This is a genomic window from Agrobacterium vitis (genome assembly GCF_037039395.1).
Classification (GTDB): Bacteria; Pseudomonadota; Alphaproteobacteria; order Rhizobiales; family Rhizobiaceae; genus Allorhizobium; species Allorhizobium vitis_E.
The window spans coordinates 2,606,371-2,620,650 of the sequence record NZ_CP146242.1 but is presented as its reverse complement, the minus strand read 5'-3'; the positions used below and the strand labels follow the sequence as shown (position 1 = coordinate 2,620,650).

Sequence of the window (14,280 nt, the reverse complement as noted above, 5' to 3'; positions counted from 1 at the left end):
CGAAAGACAATCGCATCCGCATCAAACAGCAGAGCCGCATCTTCCAGATGCGTATTGCGGGCTTGGCTTTTCGCAACGGCCATGTGCTGGTGCATCGCGCCGTGCATGAAAAATTCTGGACCTTTCCCGGAGGCCGGGCGGAAGTGGGCGAGCCTTCTGAGACCACGCTGAAGCGCGAGATGATGGAAGAGCTTGGGCTGGAAGCCACGGTTGATCGCCTGTTGTGGAGCGTCGAGAGCTTTTTCCATTATGAAGGCCGGGATTGGCATGAACTGGGCATGTATTACCTCATGCAGCTGCCAGATACGCTTGCCTTTCATGAAAGCGAGATCATCCACCGCATTCAGGATGGCAAGAACGCGCTGGAATTCAAATGGGCACGCGCCACCAAAGAGGCGTTGACCGCACTGGATATTCCACCCTATTTCATTGCCGACGAGATTGAAAACCTGCCCCAAACCTCCCGCCATCTGGTGTGGAACGATGGCAATCTGGACGACAAATGACCGTTGAACGCCACATGATCCGGCTGGATAAAAAGCCGCAATTGTTTACCTTCCGGGTGGCGGGCGTGATCCTGCAAAACGGCCATTTGCTGGTGCAAAAGGGTGCAAACAATCCTTATTGGTCATTGCCCGGTGGTCGCGCCGAAATTGGCGAAAACAGTGAGCAAACAATCATCCGTGAGATGCACGAGGAGATTAACCGCACCGTCAAGATTGAGCGTCTGCTTTGGACAGTCGAAAATTTCTATTCCTTTGGTGATTATAAAGCCCACGTGCTCGGTTTCTTCTATCTTTTGAAAGTCGAAACACCGCTGCCCTTCCACCCAAATGACATTGTGCATTGTGTGATTGATGGGCCAACGGAAGTTCTGTTTCGCTGGATTCCCGCAACAGCTGCCGCCTTTAATACCTATGATGTCAGGCCCGCATTCCTGGGTCGCTTCATGGGCAATCTTCCCGAACGCGTTGAACACTTGATTGTGGATGAGGACAGCCATGACCATTGATCCCTGCCGTATCTTTCGCAAGATGGCCCGCAACAATACCTTGGCCAATGCGAGATTGCTGGGTGCCTGCGCGCAGCTTCAACCGGGTGAATTCGAGGCGCCGCGCACCAGCTTCTTCCCCTCCATCAAGGCAACGCTCAACCACATTCTGACCGTCGATTGGTTCTATGTTGACGCCTTGGAAGGTGGCACCCTTGGTCCGGCGGCCTTTGACAATGAAGAGCCTTTTGAAACGATAGACACCCTGCACAAGGCCCAATCTGCCGTCGATCAGCGTCTTCTAAGCCTATGCGATGCCCTCACCGCCGACGCGCTTGTCCAAGACGTCACAGTACATCGCGGGACGAGACTGCAAATTGAACGGTGTGACGATCTTCTCTTCCACCTGTTCCACCACCAGACGCACCACAGAGGCCAGGTCCATGCCATGCTGGCTGGAACCAGTGTCAAGCCGCCCCAGCTCGACGAGTTCATAACGGCAACGGATTTCCGCGACCGGGCCGATGATATGCAAAAGCTGGGTTGGACCGAAGCCGATCTCGGTCATTCAAAAGGCAAACTATGACCCACGAATTTTCAATTTCCGGCCAGTTGATCGAAGGCGGCCACCGTCTCGTCCAACGGGTGTATTATGAGGACACGGATTTTTCCGGTCTGGTCTATCACGCCCGCTATCTGCATTTTCTTGAGCGCGGGCGCACCGATTACCTGCGCTGCCTGGGCTGCGAACAGAGCGAGCTGATCAATGCCGATGAAGAAGGGCTGATTTTCGTCGTGCATCGCATGGAGCTGGATTTCAAAAGCCCGGCGCGGATGGATGATATCCTTGTTATCGAGACTATCACCGAAAAGGCCGGGGGCGCCAAGATGGTGCTGCGGCAAACCATCAACAGTGGTGACCGCCGGTTGATCGAAGCAAAAGTGGTGATTGCCGTCGTTAACAAATTTGGGCGTCCGCGCCGTCTGCCCGAGACGATTGCCGAGAAGTTCCTCGGCTTCACCCCCGGCTGACAGTCTGGTCAAGAATTGCTGCTGGCCTGGCGAAAATGGTGATTTCGAGAACCGGAGCGGGGCGTACTTTCAATGTACGTGAGCACAAGCATTTCGGAAAAAGTGCGAAGCGGTTTTTCGTTCGAAAATGCTGACGCATCAGGCAAGCGCAGAAATTACCATTTGCAGGCGGCCAGCGGCGATTATTGGATATGCTGTGATAACCTATCGTTAACAATAATGATGTCTTACTAACCCTGCGGTGCTTTGTGCGCCGCACGCCTTCCTTTGACCAAATTTAGCGGCAAAAAGGCAAGCTGGGTGCTTTGGGGATGGCGGATCGCGTTGATGAAACGCCACCGCGCCTATCTGCACATCAGTCATACAAGTGCATGATCGATCACACTGCCTGATAGTGCAGATATGATTGCATAGAAAAACGAATTTGTTACAGCGTTGTTTGCGCAAGCCCGCGTGATGCGCAAATAAAGCTGTAAATCCGCCCCGGTCTGTTTTACGTCCGGGCGTTTGGATTTTGGGAACGGTAGCGATGGAACAAGTAGGATTGGCAGCCGCAAGCCACGACGTGAGCCTTTGGGCCCTGTTCATGCAGGCGGGCTGGGTCGTGAAAATCGTGATGATCGGGCTTCTGGGCGCCTCCGTCTGGACCTGGGCCATCGTCATCGACAAATATGTCAGCTTCGCCAAGGCGCGCCGCCAGTTCGACCAGTTCGAACAGGTGTTCTGGTCCGGCCAGTCGCTGGAAGAATTGTATCGCACGCTGGCCGAGCGCAACAATACCGGGCTCGCGGCTATTTTCGTTTCCGCCATGCGTGAGTGGAAGAAGAGCTTTGAGCGCGGCGCGCGTTCGCCCATCGGCTTGCAGATGCGCATCGACCGCTCGATGGATGTCACCATGGCGCGCGAGGCCGAACATTTCGAAGCCCGTCTGGGCTCGTTGGCCACCATCGGTTCGGCTGGTCCCTTCATCGGCCTGTTCGGCACGGTTATCGGTATCATGACCTCGTTCCAGGCGATTGCCGGTTCGAAATCCACCAATCTGGCGGTTGTTGCCCCCGGTATCGCCGAGGCGCTGCTGGCCACGGCCATCGGTCTGGTCGCCGCTATTCCAGCCGTCATCGCCTACAATAAATTTTCCGGCGAAGCGGGCAAACTGTCCTCGCGCATGGAAGGCTTTGCCGACGAGTTTTCCGCCATACTGTCGCGACAGATCGATGAGAAGCTCCAGCCTCGCCAGGCGGCGGAATAAGGCTCCAGTCTAGAACGACTGGGCAAGGTCGGCGAAAGGAATTGATCAGATGGGCATGTCGGTAGGAGCAAATGGAGGCGGCGGTGGCCGCCGCGGCAGCAGGCGCCGGGGCGGCAAGCGCGGTCCCGTCAGCGAAATCAATGTTACGCCGCTGGTCGACGTCATGCTGGTGCTGTTGATCATCTTCATGGTTGCCGCTCCGATGATGACGGTCGGCGTGCCGATCGACCTGCCGGAAACCCAGGCCAGCGCCATGAATTCCGATACGCAGCCAATCACCATTTCGGTCAATCCGGCTGGCGAAATCTATTTGCAGGAAAGCCCGATCCCGCTTGAGGAAATCGTTCCCAAGCTCCAGGCTATCGCCACCACGGGTTACAATGAACGCATTTATGTGCGCGGCGACACGGCTGCTGCCTATGGCACGGTCATGAAGGTCATGGCGCGCATTTCTTCGGCTGGCTACAAGAATATCGGCCTTGTGACCCTGCAAGAACAGGACAAGTGATCTTTCGAAATGAAAGGCAGTCTCGTCACATCTGCGATTTTGCACGCAACGCTGCTGGCCATGGCGCTGGTGACGATTAGCGCGCCTGCGCCCATGCAAGTCGCCGATGTCGAGGCGCTGCCCGTCGATATCGTACCGATTTCGGAACTGACCCAGATCCAGCAGGGTGACAAAAAAGCGCCCAAGCGCGAAAAATCGGCGCCCACCCCGACCAAGAAGCCGAATACCGTTCAGAACGCGGAAAACATGGGCGACAACGAAGTCGACATGAAGACACCGCCGACACCGTCGAAAAAGCCGTCGCAGCAGGAAACCGCGGCAGCCCCTGAAAAGGTCGACAAGGTCTTGCCGACGCAGGACAACGATACCAATGACGTCAAGGAAATTGCCAAGGAAGAGACGGCGGTAGCCCCTTCCAAGGAAGCCGTGCCGGTGCCCAAGGACGTGCCGACCCCGACGCCCGAGCCAAAGCCTGAACCGCCGAAGCCTGAGCCGCCAAAGCCGGAGGCCAAGCCCGAGCCAAAGCCGGAAGCCAAGCCGCAGGAAGTCGCCAAAGCCGAAGACATTCCACTGCCGACCAGCGTTCCCCTGCCCGCGTCCAAGCCGAAGCCGGAGCCGCCAAAGCCTGCGGAAACCAAGACGCCTGAGCCGAAGCCGACGGAAGCCAAGCCGAAGACCGAGGCCGCCAAGGCGCCGGATGTGAAGAAGGCTGACAAGAACCAGCAGGCGGCGAAGGCGAAATCGTCCAAGGAAAGCGACTTCAACGCCGACGAGATCGCCGCTCTGCTCAACAAGACCGATGCAGCCGGTGGCGGTGCCAAACGCTCCACCGAACAGGCGGCGCTGGGCGGCAAGAAGACCACCGGTGGCTCGACACTCAGCCAGAGTGAAATGGACGCCCTGCGCGGCGCGATCCAGAACAACTGGTCGGTGTTGTCAGGCATGGGCGATGCCCAGGGCATGGTGATTCGCGCTCATTTCAAGCTGGACGAGAGCGGCAATCTGATCGGCGAGCCGGAAGTGACGGCCACCGGCGGATCGCCCAGCGCCCAACAGGTGATGATCTCAAGTGCGCGCCGCGCCATTCTGAAATCCGTGCCGTTCAAGAACCTGCCCGTTGAAAAATACGATGCCTGGTCAGAGGTTGTCGTCAACTTCGATCCAAGCGAATTCATGTAAAAGCGAATTCATGCCCACACGAATTCATGTAGAAGCTGAAAGGCTTGCCCTTATGAAGACATTCTCACTCCTGCGTATCCTGATCGTCCTCGTCGGCATGGCGGGCGCCTTTGCCACGCCGGCCATGGCGCTGGTCGAGATCAACATCAATAAGGGCAATGTCGAGCCGATGCCGATCGCCATTCCCGATTTCCTGTCGGCCAATGGCATCGGCGCGAAGATTTCGGCCGTGGTCGAGGCCGATCTCAAGCGCTCCGGCCTGTTCGCTCCGGTCAATCACGGCGCCTTCATCGACAAGCAGATCAATCCCGATCAGGCCCCCAACATGCAGAACTGGACGGTATTGAACGCCCAGGCGCTGGTGGTTGGCCGTATCACCCAGGAAGGCGATGGCCGCTTGCGCGCCGAATTCCGCCTGTGGGACACCTATGCGGGCCAGCAGATGAGCGGCCAGCAATTCTACACCCAGCCGGAAAACTGGCGGCGCGTCGCCCATATCATCGCCGACGCGATCTATGAACGCATCACCGGTGAAAAGGGCTATTTCGATACCCGCATCGTCTTCGTGGCCGAAAGCGGCACCAAGACCGACCGCAAGCGCCAGCTGGCCATCATGGACCAGGACGGCGAAAATGTCCGCATGCTGACCAATACCGCCAATCTGGTGCTGACGCCGCGCTTTTCGCCGAACCGCCAGGAAGTCACCTACATGTCCTTCGAGGGCAACCAGCCGCGCGTTTACCTGCTGCAACTGGAAACCGGACAGCGCGAAGTGGTCGGCAATTTCCCAGGCATGACCTTCTCGCCGCGCTTCTCGCCGGATGGTCAGCGGGTGATCATGAGCCTGCAACAGGACGCCAACAGTAACATCTACACGATGGATCTGCGCTCGCGCACCACCACCCGGCTGACCAGCACGGCGGCGATCGATACCTCGCCATCCTATTCGCCGGATGGACGCCGGATCGTGTTTGAAAGCGACCGTGGCGGCCGCCAGCAACTTTACGTGATGAATGCCGATGGCTCCGGCCAGACCCGCATTTCCTTTGGCGAAGGCTCCTACTCTACCCCGGTCTGGTCGCCACGCGGCGATCTGATCGCCTTCACCAAGCAATCGGGCGGCTCCTTCTCGATCGGCGTGATGAAGCCGGACGGTTCGGGTGAGCGGCTTCTGACCACCGGCTTCCATAACGAAGGCCCGACCTGGGCGCCGAATGGCCGCGTGCTGATGTTCTTCCGCCAGGCGGCCGGCTCCGGCGGACCGCAGCTCTATTCCATCGATCTGACCGGATACAACGAGCAATTGGTCAAGACACCGAGCTTTGCGTCCGACCCAGCCTGGTCGCCGCTTCTCGAATAGCATGCGCATCGCCTTCCGGCATCCGTCGGAAGGCGATTGCATTTGAAGGACGGTCATGAATTAAGTAAAGATTAACCATGACCGTTTGCTTCCGGTTAACCAGGATTGATTAGAGTTCGGCAACCACGATTGACACCAGCGTCAATCGGCACTGCTCACACGGGCCGCCTGACCGGCTGCTCACCATCACTGCACAATGACTGCCCCACACTACTTGCAAGGAGATCGGCCATGAGCCGCACTGTAACCCCGGTAATGAGCCGCATGCAAAAGCTTGCCAGCAACCCCGCCATTCTCGCTGTCGCCATGACGCTGGCGCTGGCTGGCTGCGCTTCCAAGAAGAACATGCCCAATAGCGCGTCCGAGCTTGGCCTTGGCGGCGCAGGTGCTGCAACACCCGGCTCGACCCAGGACTTCACCGTCAATGTCGGCGACCGGATCTTCTTCGACACCGACTCAACCTCTATCCGTGCCGACGCCCAGCAGACGCTGGACCGCCAGGCTCAGTGGTTGCAGCGTTATTCGCAGTATCCGATCACCGTCGAAGGCCATGCCGACGAACGCGGTACCCGCGAATACAACCTGGCGCTCGGCGCCCGCCGTGCCGCCTCCACCAAGGCCTATCTTGTATCGCGCGGCATTCCGGCCAACCGTATCAAGACGATTTCCTACGGCAAGGAACGTCCGGTCGCCACCTGCGACGACATTTCCTGCTGGTCGCAGAACCGCCGTGCCGTTACGGTTCTCGGCGGCGCTGGAATGTAATTCACGAAATCGTGCCTGCATTCATGACAGAAACAGGGCGGTCTTCGGGCCGCCCTTTTGTTTTCTTCACACTTTGGCCGAACTCGGTTGCTTTTTGCAAAGAACAGAGAAAAGCTTTATTGGCAGACATCGCAGGCTTGCGGTCGATATTCGGCAGCAAAGCCTGACGGGCGCACATCAATCGGGCGATAACACGGAAAACAGGAACCACATCGATGAAGAGACTTGTCGTGGCCGGGATGGTGGGAATGGCTGCAATCCTCGCCCCCCCAATCCTCGGCGTCCAGGCGGGGGGCAGTGCCTTGGCCTTTTCGCTTTTCGAACGTCAGAACACGCCACCAGCGCCAGTCAGCGACATGCCGGTGCAGCAGGTCCAGCAGCAGGGCAATGATATTGTTCAAGTCCAGCAATTGCAGGACCAGATTCGTCAGTTGAACGGCCGGATCGAGGACATGAGCTACCAGCTGCTGCAAATGCAGGAAACCATCCGCAAGGCGCAGGAAGACAATGAATTCCGATTCCAGGAGCTAGAAAAAAAAGAAGTGACGCAGGCTCCCCCGGCCAGGCCAGCCCGTCGGTAGCGGCGCGCCAGCCAGCTGGGGGCGGTGATGGCGTCGGCCAGATCATCGGCGAAACCGCTGGCAGCCAGGCCGCCAATCAAGGCACAAGCCCGGCGGGCTCCGGTCGGTCAGCAGCCCCCGGCGAAATGACGCTGGGCTCGATCGAAATGGACAAGAGCGGCAATCCGGTCGGTGCCAGCGTCAATGGTTCGACTGGTTCCAACGCCAGCACCCTGCCGGGTACGGCACCTGCCGGCCAGAGCGGAACCAAAACCGCATCACTCGGCGGCGAGCAGGATCTCTACCAGATTGCCTATAGCCATGTGCTATCGGGTGACTACAAGGCGGCGGAAGGCGAATTCCGCGATTTCATCAGCCGTTATCCGAAAAGCGGCAAGGCCGCCGACGCCAATTTCTGGCTGGGCGAAGCGCAATATTCGCAGGCCCGTTACAAGGATTCGGCTGAGACCTTCCTCAAAGCCTATCAGGGCTATGGAAAATCGCCCAAGGCGCCTGAAATGCTGCTGAAACTCGGCATGTCACTGGCGGCCCTCGACAACAAGGACACCGCCTGCGCCACCTTGCGCGAGGTGAACAAGCGCTATCCTGACGCCTCCAAGGCCGTCCAGAACAAGGCCGCCAGCGAGCAGAAGCGCCTGGCTTGCTGATGCTGCCCGACACCGGTTTGGAACCACAGCTTCCGGGCCACAACCGACTGGGCGAATTGATGACGGACACTCTATCCGCCATCCCTCCTGAAGCCGCCATTGCCGCTTTCCTCCACAGAATAAACCACCCCTTGCGCCTTCTGGTGGCGATTTCCGGCGGCAGCGATTCGACTGGCCTGCTGCTTGCGCTGCATGAACAGCTGCAAGCCATGCCAGCAAAGCCAATCAGCCTTTACGCCGCCACCATCGATCACGGTCTTCGCGATGGCTCCGCCGCAGAAGCCGAAACAGTTGCAGGGCTCTGCGCAAGGCTCGGCATTCCCCATGCGATCCGCCGTTGGGCAGGCGAAAAGCCAAAAACCGGGATTTCCGCCGCCGCCCGGGCCGCCCGCTACCGGCTGCTCGCCGAGATCGCCAAGGAGATCGGCGCTGCCGCCATTCTGACCGGCCATACCGCCGACGATCAGATCGAGACCATCGCCATGCGCGCCGAACGCAGCCGAAACCCTGAAGCGCCCGGCCTGGCGGGCATGGCCTGCTCCGTGCTGTTTGAAAATTCCATCTGGATCACCCGACCGCTTCTGCGCTCGCGGCGGCAGGCAATTCGGGCGTTCTTGCTGGACAGTGGGCATGGCTGGATCGATGATCCCAGCAATGACAATCCAGTTTATGAGCGCGCCCGTATCCGCGCCCAGCTCACAACGGCAACGCAGATCGGCCTGCCGCAGAATGAGCGTCTGTCTCTGTCGCAACAAGCCGCCACTTTGGTCTCCACCCATGCCACCATGCCCTTGCCGGGGCTTGTTGATCTCGGTAACGCCCTGTTTGAGGCGCCCCAAGCAATCCTGCGCCATGCTTTGCAGGCGCTGATTGCAACCGTGGGAGGCCAACCGCATGGGCCGGGGCAGAGCGCCCTCGTGCAGCTTATCGCCCTTTGCGAACAGCCGCCTGGCGCCAGGCTGACACTCGGTCGTTGTCTTGCGCATCGTCATCGCCATGGCATTTATCTGGTGCGTGAAGGACGCAATCTGCCGCATGATAGTGTGAAGCCCGGTGAGACCGTGCTGTGGGACGGTCGCTGGCACATCAGTAATATCGGCAGTGCAGAAAGCCCGGTGCGGCCGGGCGGAACCGAAACAGATCAGAAGTCTCCCTCCCTGCCCACCTCCTCCCTGCCCACCTCGCCCCTGCCCGTTTCATTGGTGGCGCTGGCGCGTCAATCTCTTCCCGGGATCGGTCCAAACCTGCACGCCATGCCTGTGATTGCCCCCTACCAGGGGTTTCTCCCGGGGTTCGACTGGCCGCTCGCCGTGGCTTTAGCGGGTCTTTTCGACGCGCCAGGCTTTTTATCACCCTGTTTTTAAATCTTATTGACGGAAAACGAAGTCGGGGCCGCGCTTTGCCTTGGCAAGGCGCTTCAGGAAACCTATGTTACTGTCCGACGATACGGCGTTTTCATGCGCCGAACATTTTTTCTGGGGAGTTCGATGAACCCAAATTTTAGAAATCTCGCGCTGTGGGCGATCATAGCTTTGCTATTGGTCGCGCTGTTCAGCATGTTCCAGACGTCTCCGTCGCAAACAAGTTCCCGCGAGATTCCCTATTCGCAATTCTTGCGTGAAGTTGATTCGGGCCGCGTTCGCGACGTTACCGTCACCGGCAACCGCATCATTGGCAGCTATGGCGAAAACGGCGCGGCCTTCCAGACCTATGCCCCGGTCGTGGATGACAATCTGCTTGAAAAACTGCAAACCAAGAATGTGATGATCGTTGCTCGTCCCGAATCCGACGGGTCTTCCGGCTTCCTCAGCTATCTCGGCACCTTGCTGCCCATGCTGCTCATTCTCGGCGTCTGGCTGTTTTTCATGCGTCAGATGCAGGGCGGTTCGCGCGGTGCGATGGGCTTTGGCAAGTCCAAGGCCAAGCTTTTGACCGAGGCGCATGGCCGCGTTACCTTTGAAGACGTGGCTGGCGTGGACGAAGCCAAGCAGGATCTCGAGGAAATCGTTGAATTCCTGCGCGATCCGCAGAAATTCCAGCGTCTGGGCGGTAAAATTCCGCGCGGCGTGCTGCTGGTCGGTCCTCCCGGTACCGGTAAAACTCTGCTGGCCCGTTCGGTCGCAGGCGAGGCCAATGTGCCGTTCTTCACGATTTCCGGTTCGGACTTCGTTGAAATGTTCGTCGGCGTCGGAGCAAGCCGCGTCCGTGACATGTTCGAGCAGGCGAAGAAGAATGCACCCTGCATCATCTTCATCGATGAAATCGACGCTGTCGGTCGCCATCGTGGTGCAGGTCTCGGCGGTGGTAATGACGAGCGCGAACAGACGCTGAACCAGCTTCTGGTCGAAATGGACGGCTTTGAGGCCAATGAGGGCATTATCCTGATTGCCGCCACCAACCGTCCCGACGTTCTCGATCCAGCCCTGCTGCGTCCAGGCCGTTTTGACCGCCAGGTCGTCGTGCCGAACCCCGATATCATTGGCCGCGAGCGCATTCTCAAGGTTCATGCCCGCAACGTGCCGCTGGCTCCGAATGTCGATCTCAAGGTTTTGGCCCGTGGCACGCCCGGTTTCTCCGGTGCGGATCTGATGAACCTCGTCAACGAAGCCGCTCTGATGGCAGCACGTCGCAACAAGCGCGTCGTCACCATGGCCGAATTCGAAGACGCCAAGGACAAGATCATGATGGGTGCGGAACGCCGCTCCTCCGCCATGACCGAAGCCGAAAAGAAGCTGACCGCCTATCATGAGGCTGGCCATGCCATCACCGCGTTGAACGTGCCGGTCGCCGACCCGCTGCACAAGGCAACCATCATTCCGCGTGGCCGCGCCCTGGGCATGGTCATGCAATTGCCGGAAGGCGACCGCTACTCCATGAGCTACAAGTGGATGGTGTCGCGTCTGGTGATCATGATGGGTGGCCGTGTTGCCGAAGAAATCACCTTCGGCAAGGAAAACATCACCTCTGGCGCCTCGTCAGACATCGAGCAGGCCACCAAGCTTGCCCGTGCGATGGTAACCCAATGGGGCTTTTCCGATATTCTCGGTCAGGTTGCCTATGGTGAAAACCAGCAGGAAGTGTTCCTCGGTCATTCCGTCTCGCAGAGCAAGAATGTCTCGGAATCAACCGCTCAGAAGATCGACACCGAAGTGCGCCGCCTGATTGACGAAGCCTATACCGAGGCTCGTCGGATTATCACCGAGAAGCATGATGCGTTCGTTATTCTGGCCGAAGGCCTGCTGGAATATGAAACCCTGTCGGGTGAAGAAATCAAGGCGCTGATCCGTGGCGAAAAGCCAACCCGCGATAGTGGCGAAGATGGCCCAACCCGCAGCTCTGCGGTTCCCTCTACCGGTAAAAAGGACGCACCCAAGGGTGGCGAACCGGAAGCCGGACTGGAACCCCAGGCGCATTGATCCGCCAAGTCTCGTAAAAAGACCTTGATATTGGTCACAGAATGAAAAGCCGCCCTTTGAACGGGCGGTTTTTTTATGTGGTAACGGGTTATAATCAATGTTGACGGTAATTTAAGTGAATGCGCCGTTAAAACATGCGATGAGCGATGAAAGAACGGCGGACGGCCTGCGCACATAGGCATTGCCGGTAAATGCGATAGGTAAAAACAAAGAAAAGAGCATTTCGCGAGCTAAAGACGGCGAAAAAGCTTTGGACCTCAGGAGACATCATGACACGACGTTATTTCGGAACCGATGGTATTCGCGGACAGTCGAATGTCTTTCCCATGACGCCGGATCTCGCCATGAAGGTCGGCATTGCCGTCGGTACTATCCTCCGGCGCGGCCAGCATCGTCACCGCGTGGTGATTGGCAAGGATACCCGCCTCTCCGGTTATATGCTGGAAACGGCGCTGGTGGCTGGCTTTACCGCCGCGGGCCTGGATGTGTTTTTGCTCGGCCCGATCCCGACGCCGGCTGTGGCCATGCTGACCCGCTCGCTGCGCGCCGATATTGGCGTCATGGTCTCGGCCTCGCATAATCCCTTTGCCGATAATGGCATTAAATTGTTCGGCCCTGATGGTTACAAGCTTTCCGATGAGCTGGAAGCTGAAATCGAAGCCCTGCTGAACCAGGAAGCACCCCTCCCCTTGGCCAGAGCCGAGGATATCGGCCGAGCCAAGCGCGTCGATGGCGACATCTACCGCTATATCGAATTCGTAAAGCGCACATTGCCGCGCGATGTCACGCTGAGCGGGTTGCGGATCGCCATCGATTGCGCCAACGGCGCCGCCTATAAGGTCGCGCCCACTGCCCTTTGGGAATTGGGCGCTGAAGTGGTGACGATCGGCAACGAACCGAACGGTCTCAATATCAATCTCGAATGCGGCTCCACCCATACCGCTGCGTTGCAAAAGAAAGTCCATGAGGTGCGCGCCGATATCGGCATCGCGCTTGATGGCGATGCAGACCGGGTGATCATCATCGATGAAACCGGCGCCATCGTCGATGGCGATCAGTTGATGGCGGTGATTGCCGAAAGCTGGGCCAATGACCAGACCCTGAAAGGCGGCGGCATTGTCGCCACCGTGATGTCCAATCTCGGTCTGGAGCGCTTTCTGGGTGGCAAGGGCCTGACACTGGCCCGCACCAAGGTTGGCGACCGCCATGTGGTCGAGCATATGCGCCAGAACCACTATAATATAGGTGGCGAGCAATCGGGCCATATCGTGCTGTCGGATTTCGGCACGACCGGCGACGGTCTGGTTGCCGCCCTGCAAATCCTGGCGGCAGTGAAGCGCACCGGCAAGACAGTCAGCCAGATTTGCCACCGTTTCGATCCCGTGCCGCAATTGCTGCGCAATGTCCGCATTTCCGGCGGCAAGCCGCTGGAAGACAGTTTTGTGCGTCAGGCCATTGCCGATGCCGAAAGCGAACTGGCCCGCAATGGCCGTCTGGTCATCCGCCCGTCCGGCACCGAACCGCTGATCCGTGTCATGGCCGAAGGCGACGACCGCAGCCAGATCGAGCGCATCGTCAACGACCTGATCGGCGTGATCGCCAATAGCCGCGAAGCGGCATAAAACCTCATCTTTACAACTGAAAAAGCCCGGCTAATCCATAGCCGGGCTTTTTGCATTACGTTCTTTGCTACGCTTTCAATAGCGCGGCATGGATCGCATCAAGCGGAAAGCCTTGCCATCACCTCTTCAGAAACCTCGAAATTCGAATAGACGTTCTGCACGTCATCGTCGTCTTCCAACGTCTCGATCAGCTTCATCAGCGACTGCGCCTTATCCTCATCGACAGGCACGGTGTTTTGCGGCTTCCAGACGGCCTTGACGGATTCGGCCTCGCCCAGCGTTGCTTCCAGCGCCTTGGAGACTTCGTTCATGTCTTCGAAACCGCAGATGATCGTGTGGCCGTCTTCGTCACTGATCACGTCTTCCGCACCGGCTTCGATGGCAGCTTCCATCACCGCATCGGCATCGCCGACGCTGGCCTTGTAGACGATTTCGCCAACCTTATCGAAGGAGAAGGAAACCGAGCCGGTTTCGCCCAGCGCCCCACCGGCCTTGGAAAAGGTCGAGCGGACATTGGAAGCCGTACGGTTGCGGTTATCGGTCAGGGCTTCGACAATGACGGCGACGCCGCCGGGGCCGTAGCCTTCGTAGCGCACTTCGTCATAGTTCTCGCCATCGGCACCCGACGCCTTCTTGATGGCGCGCTCGATATTGTCCTTCGGCATCGATTGCGCCTTGGCATTCTGGATGGCCAGGCGCAGGCGCGCATTCATGGTCGGATCGGGCAAGCCAGCCTTGGCCGCCACCGTGATTTCACGGGCAAGCTTGGAGAACATTTTCGATCGCACGGAATCCTGCTTGCCCTTGCGATGCATGATGTTTTTAAACTGTGAATGGCCGGCCATGGCACCCCTGCGACATCTGATTTGTGGCATCCTGCGGCATCTGTCGTGATCCGTCAGGCGCGCTTTAACGCTCTCTCTGCTGCAT

13 protein-coding genes and 1 pseudogene are annotated in these 14,280 nt (G+C 58.5%); 13 read left to right on the top strand and 1 reads right to left on the bottom strand.

The genetic code is table 11. The features are described from left to right. Positions 1–47 precede the first annotated feature (47 nt). From V6582_RS14605 to glmM, 13 genes and pseudogenes are all read left to right on the top strand, one after another. On the top strand, positions 48–506 hold the full coding sequence (locus V6582_RS14605; protein ID WP_156633992.1) for an NUDIX hydrolase: 459 nt from the start codon (positions 48–50) through the stop codon (positions 504–506). After that, positions 503–1,012 (top strand): NUDIX hydrolase, encoded by a 510-nt coding sequence (locus V6582_RS14600; RefSeq protein WP_156633948.1) that lies wholly within the window; start codon positions 503–505, stop codon positions 1,010–1,012. The genes V6582_RS14605 and V6582_RS14600 overlap by 4 nt, the downstream gene beginning before the upstream one ends. Next, complete coding sequence (locus V6582_RS14595) at positions 1,002–1,577, top strand: DinB family protein (RefSeq protein ID WP_156633950.1); 576 nt, start codon at positions 1,002–1,004, stop codon at positions 1,575–1,577. Before V6582_RS14600 ends, V6582_RS14595 begins: the two co-directional genes overlap by 11 nt. Beyond that, entirely contained in the window at positions 1,574–2,023 is a 450-nt protein-coding gene (gene ybgC / locus V6582_RS14590; RefSeq protein ID WP_156633952.1) for a tol-pal system-associated acyl-CoA thioesterase, read from the top strand. The genes V6582_RS14595 and ybgC overlap by 4 nt, the downstream gene beginning before the upstream one ends. 529 nt (positions 2,024–2,552) lie before the next feature. After that, positions 2,553–3,272: a protein TolQ gene (gene tolQ / locus V6582_RS14585; protein WP_015917018.1), complete on the top strand. Its 720-nt coding sequence runs from the start codon at positions 2,553–2,555 to the stop codon at positions 3,270–3,272. 49 nt (positions 3,273–3,321) lie between these two features. Further along, a complete protein-coding gene (tolR, locus tag V6582_RS14580) occupies positions 3,322–3,780 on the top strand; it encodes a protein TolR (RefSeq protein WP_015917019.1) in 459 nt (152 codons plus the stop codon). A 9-nt stretch (positions 3,781–3,789) separates the two neighbouring features. Then, entirely contained in the window at positions 3,790–4,959 is a 1,170-nt protein-coding gene (locus V6582_RS14575) for a hypothetical protein (protein WP_156633954.1), read from the top strand. 52 nt (positions 4,960–5,011) lie between these two features. Next, positions 5,012–6,319: a Tol-Pal system beta propeller repeat protein TolB gene (gene tolB, locus V6582_RS14570; protein ID WP_156633956.1), complete on the top strand. Its 1,308-nt coding sequence runs from the start codon at positions 5,012–5,014 to the stop codon at positions 6,317–6,319. Between the two features lie 231 nt (positions 6,320–6,550). Next, positions 6,551–7,084 carry a peptidoglycan-associated lipoprotein Pal gene (gene pal / locus V6582_RS14565; protein WP_156633958.1) on the top strand — a complete coding sequence of 178 codons (534 nt, stop codon included), beginning with the start codon at positions 6,551–6,553 and terminating at the stop codon, positions 7,082–7,084. Positions 7,085–7,299: 215 nt separating this feature from the next. Beyond that, a pseudogene (gene ybgF / locus V6582_RS14560) lies at positions 7,300–8,312 on the top strand (tol-pal system protein YbgF). A gap of 59 nt (positions 8,313–8,371) precedes the next feature. After that, complete coding sequence (gene tilS / locus V6582_RS14555; protein WP_197434477.1) at positions 8,372–9,676, top strand: tRNA lysidine(34) synthetase TilS; 1,305 nt, start codon at positions 8,372–8,374, stop codon at positions 9,674–9,676. Between the two features lie 123 nt (positions 9,677–9,799). Continuing rightward, positions 9,800–11,728, top strand: coding sequence for an ATP-dependent zinc metalloprotease FtsH (gene ftsH / locus V6582_RS14550; RefSeq protein WP_041698195.1), 1,929 nt, complete (start codon positions 9,800–9,802; stop codon positions 11,726–11,728). 269 nt (positions 11,729–11,997) lie between these two features. Next, positions 11,998–13,350 carry a phosphoglucosamine mutase gene (gene glmM / locus V6582_RS14545; protein ID WP_070166699.1) on the top strand — a complete coding sequence of 451 codons (1,353 nt, stop codon included), beginning with the start codon at positions 11,998–12,000 and terminating at the stop codon, positions 13,348–13,350. Between the two features lie 98 nt (positions 13,351–13,448). Here the strand turns inward: glmM and V6582_RS14540 are convergent, their stop codons facing one another. Next, positions 13,449–14,195 (bottom strand): YebC/PmpR family DNA-binding transcriptional regulator, encoded by a 747-nt coding sequence (locus V6582_RS14540; RefSeq protein ID WP_070149822.1) that lies wholly within the window; start codon positions 14,193–14,195, stop codon positions 13,449–13,451. Positions 14,196–14,280 lie beyond the last annotated feature (85 nt).

Excerpts from the sequence above, each read along its gene's own strand:
- V6582_RS14605 (WP_156633992.1), top strand. The coding sequence starts at position 48 with ATGCGTATTGCGGGCTTGGCTTTTCGCAACGGCCATGTGCTGGTGCAT.
- V6582_RS14600 (WP_156633948.1), top strand. The coding sequence starts at position 503 with ATGACCGTTGAACGCCACATGATCCGGCTGGATAAAAAGCCGCAATTG.
- V6582_RS14595 (WP_156633950.1), top strand. The coding sequence starts at position 1,002 with ATGACCATTGATCCCTGCCGTATCTTTCGCAAGATGGCCCGCAACAAT.
- ybgC (WP_156633952.1), top strand. The coding sequence starts at position 1,574 with ATGACCCACGAATTTTCAATTTCCGGCCAGTTGATCGAAGGCGGCCAC.
- tolQ (WP_015917018.1), top strand. The coding sequence starts at position 2,553 with ATGGAACAAGTAGGATTGGCAGCCGCAAGCCACGACGTGAGCCTTTGG.
- tolR (WP_015917019.1), top strand. The coding sequence starts at position 3,322 with ATGGGCATGTCGGTAGGAGCAAATGGAGGCGGCGGTGGCCGCCGCGGC.
- V6582_RS14575 (WP_156633954.1), top strand. The coding sequence starts at position 3,790 with ATGAAAGGCAGTCTCGTCACATCTGCGATTTTGCACGCAACGCTGCTG.
- tolB (WP_156633956.1), top strand. The coding sequence starts at position 5,012 with ATGAAGACATTCTCACTCCTGCGTATCCTGATCGTCCTCGTCGGCATG.
- pal (WP_156633958.1), top strand. The coding sequence starts at position 6,551 with ATGAGCCGCACTGTAACCCCGGTAATGAGCCGCATGCAAAAGCTTGCC.
- tilS (WP_197434477.1), top strand. The coding sequence starts at position 8,372 with ATGACGGACACTCTATCCGCCATCCCTCCTGAAGCCGCCATTGCCGCT.
- ftsH (WP_041698195.1), top strand. The coding sequence starts at position 9,800 with ATGAACCCAAATTTTAGAAATCTCGCGCTGTGGGCGATCATAGCTTTG.
- glmM (WP_070166699.1), top strand. The coding sequence starts at position 11,998 with ATGACACGACGTTATTTCGGAACCGATGGTATTCGCGGACAGTCGAAT.
- V6582_RS14540 (WP_070149822.1), bottom strand. The coding sequence starts at position 14,195 with ATGGCCGGCCATTCACAGTTTAAAAACATCATGCATCGCAAGGGCAAG.